This is a genomic window from Streptomyces sp. NPDC093510, assembly GCF_040683555.1.
Lineage (GTDB): Bacteria > Actinomycetota > Actinomycetes > Streptomycetales > Streptomycetaceae > Streptomyces.
Window position 1 is genome coordinate 518,758 of sequence record NZ_JBFBEE010000001.1, and the last position, 16,327, is coordinate 535,084.

A 16,327-nucleotide genomic window follows, 5' to 3' on the forward strand; every position below is an offset into this window, starting at 1 on the left:
GGCACCCCTCACACCCCACTCACACCCCACGACCGCCCCCGCGCCCGGACCGGTGCGAAAGCACCGCCGCCCCACCCCGCGAGCAACACCGCCCCTGGCCTCAGCACCTCCCACGCCCCCCCTGGCCGCCCCCCACGACCGCGCCGGCCGAAAGTACCGCCGCTCCCACGACCGGGCCGGCCGGAAGCACGCCACCCCGCCCCCAACAGCGCGCCCCTCACCCCTCCTCCCCCGCCCGCAGCACCCGCGCCGGGTCCACCCGGCCCAGGATTCGCGCGGCCAAGGTCACGACCGCGCAGATCACCGTCGTGGTCAGCCCGGCCGTCGTCGCCACCCGCAGCCACGGCACGGAGGCGGTCAGGTCCGGGAAGACCGGCTTGCCCTCGGCGTCGACCGTCACCACCGGCATGATCAGTGAGGCGAGCGCGGCGCCGAGCACCGTGCCGAGCGCCGCCGCCACCCCCGCGAGCGCCAACTGCTCCGTCCACAAGTACGCCGCCAGCTGTCCCCGACGCACCCCGAGCGCCCGCAGCAGCCCGAACTCCCGCTGCCTGGCCCGCGCGGAGAGGACGGTGTGCAGGGCGAACGCGATGACGGCGAAAGCGGGGGCGAGCACCAGGCACAGCACGAGCGTCCCGCGCGCCCCACGCCGCAGCGGGTCGTCGGCCAGCTGCTCCCGGACGAGCGGGACGTCCACCGCGCGCCCCAGCCGTGGGTCCGCCCGCACCGCCGCCGAAGCCGCCGAGGCCGCCGCCACGTCCGTGCCGCGGACCCCCACCCACCAGGCGCTCTCAGCCCCCGGCAACGTTCCGCCGAGGACCCATTGGGCGGCCACGGCACGGGAGTCGGCGAGCAGCCGCGGCCGGTCGCGCGGCACCCCCGGCACCGCCGCGATCCGCCCCACGATCTCGACCCGCGCGCTGCCGCCCGTGCTCCCCCGCACCGTGACGGTGTCCCCGACCCGCACCGCCCCGGAGGCCAGCAGCGCGTCGCCGGCGAGCGCGGGCGCGGCGGGACGCCCCTTGGCGCGGTCCGTGCCGAGCCGCACGTTCCACGTGGGGTACTTCAGCCGCCCGTCGGGCCCCCGGAGCACCGCGTCGATGAGCTTTCCGCGTCCGGGGCGGTCGGCGCAGAGGACGGGCCCGGGCGCCTCCCCGGAAGACCGCCGCCCCCGCTCGCGCCCCCGCTCTCCTTCCCGCTCCCGTGCGCTCCCCGGGCACCCCGCCGCACGCCGGTCGGGCCGGTCCGCCCGCAGATCGCGCCACCGCGCCTCCCGCGAGAGCCCCGGCACCTGATCGACGGTCAGCCGGTACGTCCTGCGCACCCGTTCGCCGGCCATGCTCAGATCGATCTGCACAATGCGTACGCCGTCACCGCGCGCCGTCACCTTCAGCGGCACGGTCCTGGCGCCGCCCTCCTCGATGACGACGGAGCTCGTGTGGGTCAGGCCGTCGCCGTCCTCGAAGAAGACGGTGAGCCGCACGGGCACGGCGGTGCCTCCGCCGTCGGCGGACAGCCGCACGCGGAGCGGCAGCTCGCGCTTCGCCCCCTGCCCGGCCCGCCCCACCGGCAGCCCATGCTCGGGGATTCCCTTCCCCAGCGGCGTCACGAGCTCCCTCACGGGCCGGTCCGCGAGGTCGCCGCGCAGCAAGGGCACGGGCCCGCGCCCCGTGTTGAGGGCGGTGACGGCCACCGCGTCCTGGCCGACGTACCCCTCCGTAGTGACCACGGGCGTGACGGACTCGGCGCCGGGCAACGCCTCGTACGCGGCGCGCCGCTCGCCGGGCGGCACTCCGTCGCCCGGTTCGACCCGCAGGTCGGCGCCGACCTGGAAGGCGGCCTGGTCGTGGTCGCCCCGGTCCAGGACGGCCAGCGCCGTGCTGCTGAGCGCGGCGACCGCGAGGGCGAGTGTCACCACCAGGGCGGGGCCCGCGTGCAGGGCCGCGCGCCGGCCGAGCTGCCAGCCGCCGAGCGGCAGGACCAGGCCGCGGCCGCGCCGCGCGAGCGGGTCGACGACACGGGCGAGCAGGGGCAGGAGCCGCAGGACGAGCAGCGCGGCCGCCACGGTCATCGCGACGGGCGCGAGCACGAGGACCGGGTCGACGCCGCTGCCGCCGGTCACCGGCGAGCGGTACTGCCGCAGTTGCAGCCAGCCGAGCACCGCGACGGCGGCGAGCGCCAGATCGGCCCCGAACCTCCCCCAATGCCCTCCCCCGAGCTCCGGGCCGAGACGGCCCTCCACGCCCCTCACACCCCTCACGCCCCTCACGCCACCGGCTCCCCCCGCGCCGCCCTGAGACCCGGCCTTTCGCAGCCGTAGCCGCAACGGCAGACGCGGACGCCGCCGGGGCACCGCCCACCGGTCCCGCACGAACCGCACGGTCGGGACGAGCACCGCCAGGCCGTGCACACCGAGGGCTGCCGCGGCCGCCGACCAGCCCAGGACGGTCGCCGCCGACGCGGGCACATCGCCCCCGATGAGCCCGGCCCCTTCGAGTACGTGGAGCAGTGGCCCCGCGAGGAACGGCGCGGCCAGCCCGGCGGGCACCGCGACACAGGCCCACTGCGCGGCCGTCGACAGAGCGATCCGGCGGGTGCCCGCGCCGCGTGCGGCCAGCAACACCAGCTCGGGGCGGCGGTGTTCGGCGAGCTGCCGTGCGGTGAGCACGAGGGCGGCCACGGCGAGCGCGGCGAGGAGCATCGCGGGGACGTAGAGCCCGGCGCGGGCCACCGCGATCGGCGTGGTGAGCCGGTCGAGCGCCCTGCGCAGCCCGCCCGACAGCGTCAGATCACCCCCGCCGACCTCCCCGGCCCGGACATCCCCTCCGCCCCGGTCACCCTCACCGCTCCCCTCCTGCCCACCGCCACCACCCGCACCTCCCAGCACAGAACGCGAGGCGTCGCTGCCCGCGAACCGTTTGACCCGCTCCTCCAAAGGCCCGATGTCCCCGAGCCTCAGCCCGCCCGTCCCGGGCACCCCGAGCCACAGCGCCGTGGCGTCCCCGGCGAGGCCGCCGCTGCCCGCGAAGGCCCGGCGCGGGACGACCGCGATCGAGTCGGGTGTCCCGAACGTGCTGCTCAGCGCGGCCCAGACCGCGGGCGCACGCCCTTCCGCGGCGTACAACCCGACGACCCGCATCGTCACCGGGCGTCCGTCCGCGCCCCGCACCGTGATCCCGTCGCCCGGCCGCACGGCGAGCTCCGCGGCGAGGACCTCGGTCAGCGCGGCCTCGACCGCCCCGCTGCCGGGACGCGGCCACCGCCCGGCCGTCGGCGAGGCGTGCCGTTCCACGCCCTCCAGGGCGACGACGGAGACGGTGGCGTCCTCGCGGGGGCGGCCCGCGGCCTCGGTGACGGCGAGCTCGTCGTTACGGGCTGCGGGCGCCCGCAGCGCGGACCAGGTGCGGTGGGGTACGTCGTCGTACGTGCGGTCGAGAGCGGCACGTACGTTCCGGTCCAACGTCCCCGCACCGTCCGGCCGGTGGGGACCCGCGACCTCGACCACGGCATCCCGGTCCGCGGCGAGCCTGCGCTGCACACCGCCCTCGACGGCCTTCTCGGAGAGCGCCGCCAAGGCGGCGAGCACGGTGGCGGCGAGCAGCACGGCGAGACCGGCCGCCCCCAGCACGAGTCCGTGGTGCCGGCTCCCCCGCACCGCCGCGGGCAGGCGTCGTCCCCTCACCGCACCGGTCTCCCCCCGAGTGACCGGCACAGTATGGGCGTACGCGAAAGTGGCCCGCAATGGTCCGGACGAACCGGAACCTCTGCGGGCCACCCACCAGTTGAGCGGCTGTCAGCGAACCTCGGTGATCTCGGGGCCGCGCTGCAGCTGGCCCATGCCTCCGGAGAAGCGCGAGCCCTCCTGCTGCTCCTGCTGCACGCTGCCCTCGGCGACCATCTGCGCGTCGTCCGGCAGCTTCAGGACGATCGGGTCGCGCGGCGCCATCGGGCCCTCGCCGCGCACGACGACGGTGTCCCGGAAGATCTGCTCCAGGAGCCCCGCGGCCTGCGGCTGCACCGCGCCCTGCCCGGAGATCACGCCGCGCAGGAACCAGCGCGGGCCGTCGACGCCGATGAAGCGCACGACCTGCACGCCACCCGTGCCGTCCGGCAGCTGCACCGGCACCTGGGCGCGCAGCTCCCAGCCGAGGGGTCCCTCGACCTCGTCGATGACGCCGCCCTGCTGGGTGATGCCCGAGGCGATCTCCTCGCGGACCTCGCCCCAGATGCCCTCCTTCTTGGGGGCGGCGAAGCCCTGCAGCTGGATGGCGCTGTCCTGGAGCACCACGGTGGCCGCGACGATCGCGTCGCCCGCGACCTCCACCCGCAGCTCCATGCCCTCGACACCGGGCACGAAGAGCCCGCCGAGGTCCACACGGCCCTCGCCCGGCTCACGGACCTCCGAGAGGTCCCAGGGACCGTCGGGGCGGGGCTCGGGCTCGAGCCTCACCCGCGACCGCGCGGCGCCGGCGTCAGCGGAGTCGGCGGACTCGGCACTGTTCACGCCGTCGACCTGCTCGTCCGCGCCCGCCGCGTCCTCGGCGGCACTGTCCTTCTTGCGACGTCCGAACACGTCACTGTCCTTCCCGGTCGGATACGACCGATGCGTATCGATTCCCACCCGTTTGTTCGCCCGAGCTCACGCCCGAGCCGCTGCCCACGGCGGCATGGCCACCGGTGGACCCGAAGCCCCCCTCGGCCCGCGCCGATGCGGGAAGCTCCGCCACCTCCTGGAAGCGAACCTTCTCGACCTGCTGGACGACCAGTTGGGCAATCCGGTCGAAGCGCTCGAACCGCACGGCCTCGCGCGGGTCGAGATTCACCACGATCACCTTGATCTCTCCACGGTACCCGGCATCCACCGTCCCCGGGGCATTCACCAGAGCGACACCGCAGCGGGCCGCGAGCCCCGAACGGGGGTGCACGAAGGCCGCGTACCCCTCCGGGAGCGCGATCGACACTCCGGTGGGCAGCACCACACGCTCGCCGGGCGCGAGCTCGCAGGATTCCGTCGTCCGCAGATCGGCGCCCGCGTCACCGGGCTGCGCGTAGGCGGGCAGTGGTACGTCGGGGTCGACGCGCCTGATCAGTACGTTCAGCTCTTGGGAGGGCATTACGGGTTCACCTCGAAAGCGCGGGCACGCCGGACCTGGTCCGGGTTGTTCATGGCGGCCTGGATCTCCTCCGGGCGGCCGTTGTCGATGAAGTGCTCGACCTTCACCTCGATGAAGAGGGCGTCGGCGCGGACCGCGACGGGCCCTTCGGGTCCGCCGATCCGCCCGGTGGCGGTCGAGTAGATCTTGCGTCCGGCGACGGCGGTGACCTCGGCCTCCAGGTACAGCACGGTCCCCAGCGGCACAGGTCGCACGAAGTCGGTCTCGAGCCGCCCGGTCACGGCGATCACGCGCAGCAGCCAGTTCAGCGAGCCCAGCGTCTCGTCGAGCGCGGTGGCGAGGACACCTCCGTGGGCGAGGCCCGGAGCGCCCTGGTGCGCCTCGCGCACGGTGAACTCGGCGGTGATGGCCACGCCCTCGCCTGCCCGCGCCGCGAGGTGCAGTCCGTGCGCCTGCCCTTCGCCACAGCCGAAACAGTGCTCGTAGTGGGCTCCGATGAGCTCACCGGGGGCGGGTGCGTCGGGGTGGCGGACGGGCGCTATCGCGTCGGCCGGGGGCGTCAGAGCTGCAGATGTACCACTCACAGGCGCAGACCTTACCTCCGCGTCAGCGCGGCAACCGCACCGTGCCAAGCTTGGTTCCATGCAGCCTTACGAAGAACGCCTGACCGCGCCCCGTTCGTGGTGGTTCGCCTCTCTCCTGGTCGGCGTCGCGATGGCCCTGATCCTGCTGCCGTTCGGCACGCTGCCGCTCCTCGGCGGCCTGGTCGGCGGCACGGCCGTGGCGGCCGTCGTCACCAGCGCGTACGGCGCTGTACGAATCCGTGTGGTGGCGGGTTCACTGGTCGCGGGCGACGCGAAGATCCCGGTGTCCGCCCTGGGTGACGCGGAGGTCCTGACGGGCGAGGAGACCCGCGCCTGGCGCACCTACAAGGCCGACCCGCGCGCGTACATGCTGCTGCGCGCCTACATCCCCACGGCACTGCGCGTGAACATCACGGACCCCGAGGACCCCACGCCGTACGTGTACGTCTCGACGCGGCACCCGGAGGAACTGGCGAAGGCGCTGGACACGGTGAGGCAGAGCGCTGCGTAGATCAGCGGCCCAGCTCCCTGGGGGTGTCCCCCATGCGCAGCGGGTTGTCCGGCTTGTCGAGGGGCGGCAGTTCCGGCAGCGCGTCCCACGGGACCTGCGTCTTGCGGAGGTCCTGCCGGATGCGGGCCGCCAGTTTCTTGGTGTCCCGGCGGTTCATGACCGCCCCGACCGCGGCACCCACCATGAAGGGCATCAGGTTCGGCAGGTTCCGGACCATCCGCTTCATGATCTGCTGCCGCAGCTCCCGCTTCATCTGGCCGCCCAGCGCGGCGTTGAAGGTCGCCGGTTTCGAGACGTCGACGCCGCGCTCCTGTGACCAGGAGTTCAGATATTCGGTGCTGCGCTGCTTCAGATTGCCGTCGGGCCGCCGTCCGTAGACCTCGTGCAGCTCGGCGATCAGCTTCAGTTCGATGGCGGCGACACCGGTGATCTCCGCCGCGAGTTCGGCGGGCATCGCGGGCGGCACCGGCATCATCGCGGCGGCGCCCACTCCCGCGCCCACGGTGGACGTGGCGTTGGCGGCGCCCGCGACGAGCTTGTCCGCGAGCTGCTCGGGGCCGAGGCCCGGGAACTGCTTGCGGAGGGTCGCGAGATCGCGGACCGGGATCCGCGGGGCGTTCTCGATGAGCCGGTCGGCGAGATACCCGATGCCGGCCTTGGCGCCGCGCCCGCCCTTGCGCACGCCTTCTTTCACCCCGTGCGTGACGGCGGCAACGCGGCCGATCCTGGATGTCCCACCGGCTTTCCGGTCGGTCCTGGGGGCCTTGTCCGCCGCCGTCGCGTCCGGCACCGCCTCGAGGGCGTTCGCCGGTTCGAGCGAGGCTGCTCCGGTGGTGGAAGAGCCTCGCCCGTCGTCACGCACGCCGGCGTCCGGGACGCCGGCCTCGTCCGCTCCGCCCTTGCGGAAGCGGCGCTTCCTGGACGGGGTCGAGCCAGTCACGGCCGACCCCGCCTCAGTCGCAGTCGCGGCAGATCGGCTGGCCGTTCTTCTCCTTGGCCAGCTGGCTGCGGTGGTGGACCAGGAAGCAGCTCATGCAGGTGAACTCGTCCTGCTGCTTCGGGAGCACGCGCACGGCGAGCTCCTCGTTGGAAAGGTCCGCGCCGGGCAGTTCCAGGCCCTCTGCGGCCTCGAACTCATCGACGTCTACGGCCGACGTCGACTTGTCGTTCCGACGTGCCTTGAGTTCCTCGATGCTGTCCTCGTTGACGTCATCGTCGGTCTTGCGTGGGGTGTCGTAGTCCGTTGCCATGTCGCTCTCCCCCTCTGGGTGTCTGCGGTGTCTCCAGCGCACGTAACGCGTGAGAGGCCGGACTTGTGCCCGACCCGAGGCGGAGATTTTGCCTCACATCAAGGTCTGTTACTCAATCGACACCCAACCGCACCTCCGAAGAGGTGCTCGGGTTGGATGGCGATCGGACCGTACACGGTCCGAATGTCGCACTCCACGGGCGCCACCCCGTGTACTTCCCGTGATCAAGACCCCCGAAAACCCGGATTTTCCCGGCTTTCCGACGACTTTCACGATCACGGAGAGTAGATGGCCGAAAAATCGCCTCTGTGATCGATCGCACACTTTTTCCCCGGGGTGGACCCTTGGGAATTTCGCGCAGAGCGAACACGTCGGCGCGTCCGCGCCAGCATCTCAGAGGGGCAAGGTGACTCGCATCACGAGGCCTCCCCCCTCACGCGGCTCCGCGATGATACGGCCCCCGTGGGCCCGCGCCACCGACCGGGCGATCGACAGGCCAAGCCCGACGCCCTTGTCGCTGCCCGTCCGCTCGGTCCGCAGCCTCCGGAACGGCTCAAAAAGGTTGTCGATCTCGTACGCGGGCACCACGGGACCCGTGTTCGACACCACCAGGACCGCCTGACCGTGCTGGGCCTCCGTGGTGACCTCGACCCAGCCCTCGTCCGGCACGTTGTACCTGACGGCGTTCTGGACGAGGTTCAGGGCGATCCGCTCCAGGAGGACGCCGTTGCCCTGCACGACGGCAGGGGCGCGCTCTCCGCGGATCTCCACGCCCTTGGCGTCGGCCTCGGCCCGCACCTGGTCGACGGCGCGGTCGGCGACCTCGGCGAGGTCGACCGGCTTGCGCTCCACGATCTGGTTGTCGCTGCGGGCGAGCAGCAGCAGGCCCTCCACGAGCTGCTCACTGCGCTCGTTGGTGGCCAGCAGCGTCTTGCCGAGCTGGTGAAGCTCGGGCGGCGCCCCCGGGTCGGAGAGGTGGACCTCCAGGAGCGTGCGGTTGATCGCCAGGGGCGTGCGCAGCTCGTGCGACGCGTTGCCGACGAACCGCTGCTGGGCGGTGAAGGCCCGCTCCAGGCGGTCCAGCATCTCGTCGAAGGTGTCCGAGAGCTCCTTCAGCTCGTCGTCCGGGCCGTCCAGCTCGATGCGGCGGGTCAGGTCCGTGCCGGCCACCCTGCGGGCGGTGCGCGTGATCCGGCCGAGCGGCGAGAGCACGCGGCCCGCCATCGCGTACCCGAAGGCGAAGGCGATCACGGCGAGGCCGAGCAGGGCGAGCAGCGACCGGCTGAGGAGGTTGTCGAGGGCACTCTGGCGCATCCGGTTGACGCACTCGTTCAGCGCGGCGTTGAGCTGCACCTCCGTGGGGTGTTCCGGGAGCCCCTGGAAGTTGGTACAGGTGCTGCTGCTGACCGTGGACTTGCCCGTGACCCTGAACGGCAGGTCACTGCCCACGTTCAGGGCCTGCGCGGCGAGCAGATAGATGATCGACAGGAGCAGGATGCCCGCGATCAGGAACATGCCGCCGTAGAGCAGCGTGAGCCGTATGCGGATGGTCGGGCGCAGCCACGGGAACGGCGGCTCGGCCTTCCTCGGGTCCCAGGTCGGCTTGGGGGGCGCGGCTGGTGGCGCCGGGGTCGCGGCCACCGCCGATCAGATCCGGTAGCCGGAGCCGGGCACCGTCACGATGACGGGCGGCTCACCGAGCTTGCGGCGCAGGGTCATGACGGTCACCCGGACGACGTTCGTGAACGGGTCCGTGTTCTCGTCCCAGGCCTTCTCCAGGAGCTGCTCCGCGGAGACGACCGCGCCCTCGCTGCGCAGCAGCACTTCGAGGACGGCGAACTCCTTGGGGGCCAGCTGGATCTCCCTGCCCTCGCGGAACACCTCGCGGCGGTTGGGGTCGAGCTTGATCCCGGCGCGCTCCAGGACGGGCGGCAGCGGGACGCTCGTACGCCGTCCGAGGGCACGCACGCGTGCCGTGAGCTCGCTGAACGCGAAGGGCTTGGGGAGGTAGTCGTCGGCGCCGATCTCCAGGCCCTCGACACGGTCGCTCACGTCGCCCGACGCGGTGAGCATCAGGACGCGGGTGGGCATGCCGAGCTCGACGATCTTGCGGCAGACGTCGTCGCCGTGGACGAGCGGGAGGTCCCGGTCGAGCACCACCACGTCGTAGTCGTTGACACCGATGCGCTCCAGGGCGGCCGCTCCGTCGTACACGACGTCGACTGCCATGGCCTCCCGGCGCAGTCCGGTGGCCACCGCATCGGCGAGCAGCTGCTCGTCCTCGACGACGAGTACGCGCACGTCGCTGTCCTTCCTCTGTGCCCCTGCGGGCAGGTCTGTCTGGGGGTAGGCCCCCATCCTGCCCCTTTCGGCCGTAAACCGGCTGTAAGACGGCCTGTCATCGGCAGCGGACCGCGGGAATGCGGGATTTTCTCCGCCGGTTGAGGTTTCTGCGGAACGGACCCAGGGGAGGACGGCCTTACACCCGCGATCACGCTTTGTATGTGGCGCGCCACGAACCGCTTTCCCAGAGCGGCTTGAGACGTGATCGCCCCACTCTTTGAGGGCACACCCCCGTGCCATCGACCCACGACCCAGCCGAGGGGGCGCAACCATGGACGCATTCACCGCAGGTCTCCTGCAGCGCATAGAGGCCACGGAGTCCGACCTCACGAAGGCACGTGAGACGGGAGACGACTTCCTTGCCGAGGTCGAGCTGGCGGAGCTGGAGGACCTCCACCGCCTGGCGGCCGAGCACGGCGTCGAGGTGGGCGCTCTGCAGGCCTGACCGACGCCTCAGGACATGAGCGGAAGGGCCCCGGCACCTGTGGACGAGGTGCCGGGGCCCTTCTGTGTGCCCGGACAGCTCGGTCCGTGGGCGAGGACGGCTCAGTCGTGCCAGGCGCCGAAGTCCTCCAGGAGGCCCTGGAGCGTCGCGAAGAGGGCGGGCGGGGCCGCGATGGCCAGGTCGCCCGAGAGGGGCTCTCCGGGGCGGCCACCGGTCAGCGCGCCCGCTTCCCGGGCCACGAGGTCACCGGCCGCGAAGTCCCAGGGGTTGAGTCCCCGCTCGTAGTACGCGTCGAGGCGGCCCACCGCGACGTCGCAGAGGTCGATCGCGGCCGACCCGCCGCGCCGGATGTCGCGGACCTTCGGGATCAGGTGGCGCGCCACCTCGGCCTGCTGGGCCCGGCGCTCGGCGACGTATCCGAAGCCGGTGCCGATCAGTGCCTGGTCGAGCGGGGGCGCGGGCCGCACGCGCGCGGGCAGGTCGCCGAGGTGGGCGCCCTCCCCGAGGACCGCCCTGTACGTCTCGCCGCGCATCGGGGCGTGCACGACGCCGACGAGCGTCTCGCCGTCCTTGCGGGCGGCGATGGACACGCACCAGTCGGGGCGTCCGTAGAGGTAGTTGACCGTGCCGTCGATCGGGTCGACGACCCACTGGACGCCGCTGCTGCCCTCGGAGCTCGCACCCTCCTCGCCGAGCACGCCGTCGGCGGGCCTGCGCTCGGCGAGGAAGTCGGTGATGAGCTTCTCGGAGGCGATGTCCATCTCGGTGACGACATCGACGGCGCTGGACTTGGTGGCGGCGACGCCCAGGTCGTCGGGCCGGCCCTCGCGCAGGAAGGTCCCTGCGCGGTGCGCGGCCTCCAGGGCGACGGCGAGGAGTTCTGCCTTGAGGTCGTTCACGTCGGTCACAGCGGTCACCTTGGAGAGTCCTTACGCGTACGGGCTGTCGGCGCCCGCGGCCGCGGGCTTCGGGGCACGGGCGGGGCAGCAGCCCACGGGGCACAGGTCGTGGCTCGCGCCGAGGGAACCGAGGAAGCAGGGGGTGACGGGTGTGCCGCTCTCCGCGGCGGCCCGCTCCAGGACGAGTTCCCTGATCGCGGCGGCGAACCGCGGGTCGGCGCCGACGGTCGCCGAGCGGCGCACCCGAAGGCCGAGCTCCGCCGCCTTGGCCTCGGCCTCGGTGTCGAGGTCGTACAGAACCTCCATGTGGTCCGACACGAAACCGATGGGCACCATGACCACCGCCGGCGCTCCCGCGCCGTGCCGCTCCTCCAGGTGGTCGCAGATGTCGGGCTCGAGCCACGGGATGTGCGGGGCTCCGCTGCGCGACTGGTAGACGAGCTGCCAGGGGTGCTCGACGCCGGTCTCCGCGCGGACGGCGTCGGCGATGAGGCGGGCCACGTCCAGGTGCTCCCTGACGTACGCCCCGCCGTCCCCGTGCTCCTCGACGGGGCCCGAGGTGTCCGCCGCCGCGTTCGGGATCGAGTGGGTGGTGAAGGCCAGGTGCGCGCCCGCCCGCACGTCTTCGGGGAGGTCGGCGAGGGACTTCAGGACGCCGTCGATCATGGGGCGTACGAAGCCGGGGTGGTTGAAGTAGTGCCGGAGTTTGTCGATCTTCGGCAGCTCCAGGCCCTCGGACTCCAGGACGGCGAGGGAGTCCGCGAGGTTCTCGCGGTACTGCCTGCAGCCCGAGTACGACGCGTACGCGCTGGTGGCCAGGACGAGGATGCGGCGGTGGCCGTCGGTGACCATCTCGCGCAGGGTGTCGGTCAGGTAGGGCGCCCAGTTGCGGTTGCCCCAGTAGACCGGGAGGTCCAGGCCGTGCTCCGCGAAGTCCTTGCGCAGGGCGTCGAGCAGGGCGCGGTTCTGGTCGTTGATGGGGCTGACCCCGCCGAACAGGAAGTAGTGCTGCCCCACCTCCTTGAGCCGCTCCTTGGGGATGCCGCGACCACGCGTCACGTTCTCCAGGAACGGGACGACGTCGTCCGGGCCTTCGGGGCCGCCGAAGGAGAGCAGCAGCAGGGCGTCGTACGGAGTGGGATCCAGCGCATCGGACATGTCTCCGATCCTGCCACCCGCCACTGACAGGCGGAAAACGGCCTCCGCCGACCGGAAAATCCCCGTGCCGCCGACCCCTCCGGAGCCGTAAGCTGTATCAGCCATCTTTACGCCTTACCGGAGCCTCTCCTCGCGGAGCCGCTCCGGCGCCTCCGCGGAGTTCCTCGTGCCCAGCCCCTACCGCGCCATATTCGCCGCCCCCGGCACCAAGGCCTTCTCCGGCGCCGGGTTCCTCGGCCGCATGCCGCTGTCGATGATGGGCATCGGCATCGTGACCATGGTGTCCCAGCTCACCGGGCGGTACGGCCTCGCGGGCGCGCTGTCGGCGACGGTCGCGCTGTCCGCGGCGGCGATCGGGCCGCAGATCTCCCGGCTCGTGGACCGGCACGGCCAGCGGCGTGTGCTGCGGCCCGCGACGCTGGTGTCCCTGGCCGCGGTCGCCGGGCTGCTGCTCTGCGCGAAGTTCGAGGCGCCCGACTGGTCGCTGTTCGTCTTCGCCGCCCTGGTCGGCTGTGTGCCGAGTGTCGGCTCGATGATCCGGGCGCGCTGGGCGGTCCTGTACCGCGACACCCCGCAGCTGCACACCGCGTACTCCTTCGAGTCGGTGGTGGACGAGGTCTGCTTCATCTTCGGGCCGATCATCTCGATCGGTCTGTCCACGGTGTGGTTCCCCGAGGCGGGTCCGCTGCTCGCGGGCGCCTTCCTCGCCGTGGGCGTCTTCTGGCTGACGGCCCAGCGGGCCACCGAGCCTGTGCCGCACCCGCGCGAGCACCACACCAAGGAGTCGGCGCTGCGCTCCGGGGGCCTTCAGGTGCTCGTCCTCACCTTCGTCGCGACCGGCGCGATCTTCGGATCGATCGACGTGGTCACCGTGGCGTACGCGGAGGACCAGGGCCACAAGTCCGCGGCGAGCCTGGTCCTCGCGGTCTACGCGCTCGGCTCCTGCCTGGCAGGAGCGGCCTTCGGGCTGCTGCACTTCAAGGGGGCGCCGGCCCCCCGATGGCTGCTGGGTGTCTGTGCGATGGCCGTGAGTATGATCCCGCTTCAACTGGTCGGGAACCTTCCGTTGCTGGCCGTGGCGTTGTTCGTAGCGGGCCTCTCCATCGCACCGACAATGATCACGACGATGGCCCTCGTCGAGCAGCACGTACCACGCGCGAAACTGACCGAGGGCATGACGTGGGTGAGCACCGGGCTCGCGGTCGGCGTCGCGCTCGGCTCCTCCGCGGCCGGCTGGGTCATCGACGCCGCGGGCTCGGATGCCGGGTACGGGGTGCCGGGCGTCTCCGGAGCCGTCGCGGTCGCGGTCGGGTTCCTTGGGTATCGCCGGCTGAAGAGGCCGGTGCCGCAACGGGGAGGGCCGCATGAGCACGCGAACGGGCACGGGCAGCGGGAAGAGCACAGCGACGTGGCGTAACTGGGCGGGCAACGTCACCGCTCGGCCGGTCCGGGAGGCCACCCCCGCGTCGGTCGGCGAACTGTCCGCCGCACTGCGCCGCGCCAAGGACGACGGCCTCAAGGTGAAGCCGGTCGGTTCCGGGCACTCCTTCACGGCGACCGCCGTGACCGACGGCGTTCTCATACGCCCCGACCTGCTCGCGGGCATCCGCAGCATCGACCGTGCGGCGGGGACGGTCACCGTCGGGGCGGGCACCCCGCTGAAGCGCCTGAACGCGGCGCTCGCCCGTGAGGGCCTGTCGCTCACGAACATGGGCGACATCATGGAGCAGACCGTCTCCGGGGCCGTCAGCACCGGCACGCACGGCACGGGCCGCGAGTCGGCCTCGATCGCCGCCCAGATCAAGGGCCTCGAGCTGGTCACCGCGGACGGCACGGTCCTGACCTGCTCCGCCGACGAGAACCCCGAGGTCTTCGCCGCCGCCCGCATCGGGCTCGGGGCGCTCGGCGTGATCACGGCGATCACCTTCGCCGTGGAGCCGATCTTCTTCCTCACGGCCCGCGAGGAGCCCATGACCTTCGACAAGGTCACCGGTGACTTCGACGCGCTCGTCACCGAGAACGAGCACTTCGAGTTCTACTGGTTCCCGCACACCGGCAACTGCACCACCAAGCGCAACAACCGCAGCCCCGGCCCGGCGGCGCCGCCCAGCCGGATCAGCGCCTTCGTAGAGGACGAGTTGCTCTCCAACGGCCTCTTCCAGGTGGTCAACTCCCTCGGCCGCGCCGTCCCCGCGGCCATACCCGGCATCGCCAAGATCTCCAGCAAGGCACTGTCCGCACGCACGTACACGGACATCCCCTACAAGGTCTTCACCAGCCCGCGCCGCGTGCGGTTCATGGAGATGGAGTACGCCGTCCCGCGCGAGGCCCTCGTACCGACCCTGCGCGAGCTGAGGGCGATGGTGGACCGCTCGCGGCTGCGGATCAGCTTCCCCGTGGAGGTCCGCACGGCGCCCGCGGACGACATCGCGCTCTCCACGGCCGCGGGCCGGGAGAGCGCGTACATCGCCGTCCACATGTACCGGGGCACGCCGTACCAGGCGTACTTCACGGCCGCCGAGCGGATCTTCACCGCGCACGAGGGGCGGCCGCACTGGGGCAAGGTGCACACGCGCGACGCGGAGTACTTCTCCAAGGCGTACCCCCGCTTCGGCGAGTTCACCGACCTGCGCGACCGCCTCGACCCGGACCGCCTGTTCGGCAACGACTACCTGCGACGGGTCCTCGGCGACTGAACCGCCCTCTACGGAGAGGGGGTCCCGCCCTGCTGGGCGTCGCCGTCCGAGCCGGTGCCCGTGCCGCTCGACGGAGTGGGCGTCGGGGTCGGCGTGGGCGTCGGGTCCGTCTTGGAACCGTCGTCTCCGGAGCCGGTGCCCTTGTCCTTGTCGGGGTCCGTGCCGGTGCCGCTGTCCGGGTCGCCCTTCGAACCGGAGTCGGTGCCGTTGCCCGTTCCGTTGCCCTGACCGCTCCCCGGGGTCTCGCCTCCGGTGCCGTTCGGGTCCGGCGAGGCGTTTCCGTCACCCTGCCCGGAGCCCTCGTCCGTCCCCGTGGTGCCGTTGTCCGACGGCTGACCGGACGGTTCGACCGAGGGCGTGGACGGCTTCTCCGGAGAGGAGTTGCGGCCCGAGAAGCCGTTGCCGATCGTGGTCCCCTTGCCGCCGCTGAAGTCCTCCCCGGAGACCACCTCGTACGTCGTGATCCCCGCCATGGCGACACCGAAGACGACGGCCGCGGCGATCAACGGCCGCTTCCAGCTGCGGATACGCGCGCGGTGCGTGGTGCCCTCGGTGAACTCGTCCGGCGGGAGCGGCGGTTCGACAGCGGTCGTCGGAGCCGGGACGTGACCCTCGGTGCGGAGCACGCGCGTGGCGTCGTCCCTGGGCAACAGCTGTGTGGCGTCCAACTGCGCGGCGTCCACGGTCCCGAGGAGCTGGGTCCTGTCGGCGTCGGCGTCGAGCCCGGCCGCCACGGAGGGCAGCACCGTCGTGGGATCAGCGTCTTCCGCCGCCGGCAGCACCGTGGTCGCGTCGGCGTCGGCATCCGTGCCGGCCGGCTGTGGTCTCCCCCACGTCGTGGTCACGGGCCCGGTCGCGCCCATGGCTCTCGTGTGGGTCGCGGTTCTGAACGTCTCGGGCACCTGTGCGTCGGGCGTCACCGGTACCTGCCGCGCCTTCGGCTTGGCCTGCACCGTGACGTCACGTATCTGCTCGCCCGTACGTTTGAAGAAGTGCTGGAAGACGGTGCCGCCACAGGTCGCGATCGCGCTGACGACGCCGGCGCCGAGGATCGTCCCGTAGACACCGAGGTTCGAGGCGAGCTTGGCCGCCACGACCGCGGCGATGGCACTGCCCGCCACCTGCGGCACGCTCAGATCGAGGCGCCGCTTCTCCTCCGGCTCCTCCTGGTCCTTCGACTCCTTGCCGGAATCCGGCTTTTCACGCATCTCCGACCCTTACCTGCCTTTCACGCCTTTCTCGACTGACTGCACGAGACAGGGACGTATGGGCGAAGCGATTAGTTCCGTTTCCGCCTTTTCCGTGAAGTGCGCCACCCGCGCGCGGG

15 protein-coding genes are annotated in these 16,327 nt (G+C 72.3%); 4 read left to right on the forward strand and 11 right to left on the reverse strand.

Annotated features, from left to right (window positions below; genetic code table 11):
• Nucleotides 1–217: 217 nt before the first annotated feature.
• The 4 genes from AB0N81_RS02085 to AB0N81_RS02100 all read right to left on the reverse strand — a co-directional run bounded on the left by AB0N81_RS02085 (nt 218) and on the right by AB0N81_RS02100 (nt 5,698).
• Nucleotides 218–3,682, reverse strand: coding sequence for an ABC transporter permease (locus AB0N81_RS02085; protein ID WP_365354770.1), 3,465 nt, complete (start codon nt 3,680–3,682; stop codon nt 218–220).
• A 111-nt stretch (nt 3,683–3,793) separates the two neighbouring features.
• Nucleotides 3,794–4,573 carry a DUF3710 domain-containing protein gene (locus tag AB0N81_RS02090; protein ID WP_365354771.1) on the reverse strand — a complete coding sequence of 260 codons (780 nt, stop codon included), beginning with the start codon at nt 4,571–4,573 and terminating at the stop codon, nt 3,794–3,796.
• 1 nt (nt 4,574) lies between these two features.
• Complete coding sequence (dut, locus tag AB0N81_RS02095; RefSeq protein ID WP_365354772.1) at nt 4,575–5,114, reverse strand: dUTP diphosphatase; 540 nt, start codon at nt 5,112–5,114, stop codon at nt 4,575–4,577.
• Complete coding sequence (locus AB0N81_RS02100) at nt 5,114–5,698, reverse strand: PaaI family thioesterase (RefSeq protein WP_365354773.1); 585 nt, start codon at nt 5,696–5,698, stop codon at nt 5,114–5,116. Before AB0N81_RS02100 ends, dut begins: the two co-directional genes overlap by 1 nt.
• A gap of 58 nt (nt 5,699–5,756) precedes the next feature.
• Here AB0N81_RS02100 and AB0N81_RS02105 point away from each other — a divergent pair, with 58 nt between their 5' ends.
• On the forward strand, nt 5,757–6,209 hold the full coding sequence (locus AB0N81_RS02105; protein WP_365354774.1) for a DUF3093 domain-containing protein: 453 nt from the start codon (nt 5,757–5,759) through the stop codon (nt 6,207–6,209).
• Nucleotide 6,210: 1 nt separating this feature from the next.
• Here AB0N81_RS02105 and AB0N81_RS02110 read toward each other — a convergent pair whose 3' ends face one another.
• From AB0N81_RS02110 to AB0N81_RS02125, 4 genes are all read right to left on the reverse strand, one after another.
• A complete protein-coding gene (locus AB0N81_RS02110; protein WP_365354775.1) occupies nt 6,211–7,149 on the reverse strand; it encodes a hypothetical protein in 939 nt (312 codons plus the stop codon).
• 13 nt (nt 7,150–7,162) lie between these two features.
• Nucleotides 7,163–7,459 (reverse strand): DUF4193 domain-containing protein, encoded by a 297-nt coding sequence (locus AB0N81_RS02115; RefSeq protein ID WP_055563079.1) that lies wholly within the window; start codon nt 7,457–7,459, stop codon nt 7,163–7,165.
• 393 nt (nt 7,460–7,852) lie between these two features.
• A complete protein-coding gene (locus AB0N81_RS02120) occupies nt 7,853–9,100 on the reverse strand; it encodes a HAMP domain-containing sensor histidine kinase (protein WP_365354777.1) in 1,248 nt (415 codons plus the stop codon).
• 6 nt (nt 9,101–9,106) lie between these two features.
• Nucleotides 9,107–9,760, reverse strand: coding sequence for a response regulator transcription factor (locus AB0N81_RS02125; protein ID WP_365354778.1), 654 nt, complete (start codon nt 9,758–9,760; stop codon nt 9,107–9,109).
• Between the two features lie 313 nt (nt 9,761–10,073).
• Between AB0N81_RS02125 and AB0N81_RS02130 the strand changes: the two genes are divergently transcribed.
• Entirely contained in the window at nt 10,074–10,247 is a 174-nt protein-coding gene (locus AB0N81_RS02130; protein WP_355804484.1) for a hypothetical protein, read from the forward strand.
• A gap of 101 nt (nt 10,248–10,348) precedes the next feature.
• Here AB0N81_RS02130 and AB0N81_RS02135 read toward each other — a convergent pair whose 3' ends face one another.
• Together AB0N81_RS02135 and AB0N81_RS02140 are read right to left on the reverse strand one after the other, a co-directional pair.
• Nucleotides 10,349–11,164 (reverse strand): inositol monophosphatase family protein, encoded by an 816-nt coding sequence (locus AB0N81_RS02135; protein ID WP_365354779.1) that lies wholly within the window; start codon nt 11,162–11,164, stop codon nt 10,349–10,351.
• 12 nt (nt 11,165–11,176) lie between these two features.
• Nucleotides 11,177–12,304, reverse strand: a complete 1,128-nt coding sequence (locus AB0N81_RS02140) for a ferrochelatase (RefSeq protein ID WP_365354780.1) — start codon at nt 12,302–12,304, stop codon at nt 11,177–11,179.
• Nucleotides 12,305–12,470: 166 nt separating this feature from the next.
• On the opposite strand from AB0N81_RS02140, the gene AB0N81_RS02145 reads away from it, so the two are divergent.
• Together AB0N81_RS02145 and AB0N81_RS02150 are read left to right on the forward strand one after the other, a co-directional pair.
• Nucleotides 12,471–13,721 (forward strand): MFS transporter, encoded by a 1,251-nt coding sequence (locus tag AB0N81_RS02145; protein WP_365354781.1) that lies wholly within the window; start codon nt 12,471–12,473, stop codon nt 13,719–13,721.
• On the forward strand, nt 13,669–15,000 hold the full coding sequence (locus tag AB0N81_RS02150; protein ID WP_365354783.1) for a D-arabinono-1,4-lactone oxidase: 1,332 nt from the start codon (nt 13,669–13,671) through the stop codon (nt 14,998–15,000). The genes AB0N81_RS02145 and AB0N81_RS02150 overlap by 53 nt, the downstream gene beginning before the upstream one ends.
• Before the next feature lie 8 nt (nt 15,001–15,008).
• Here AB0N81_RS02150 and AB0N81_RS02155 read toward each other — a convergent pair whose 3' ends face one another.
• A complete protein-coding gene (locus AB0N81_RS02155) occupies nt 15,009–16,208 on the reverse strand; it encodes a hypothetical protein (protein WP_365354784.1) in 1,200 nt (399 codons plus the stop codon).
• Between the last annotated feature and the right edge of the window lie 119 nt (nt 16,209–16,327).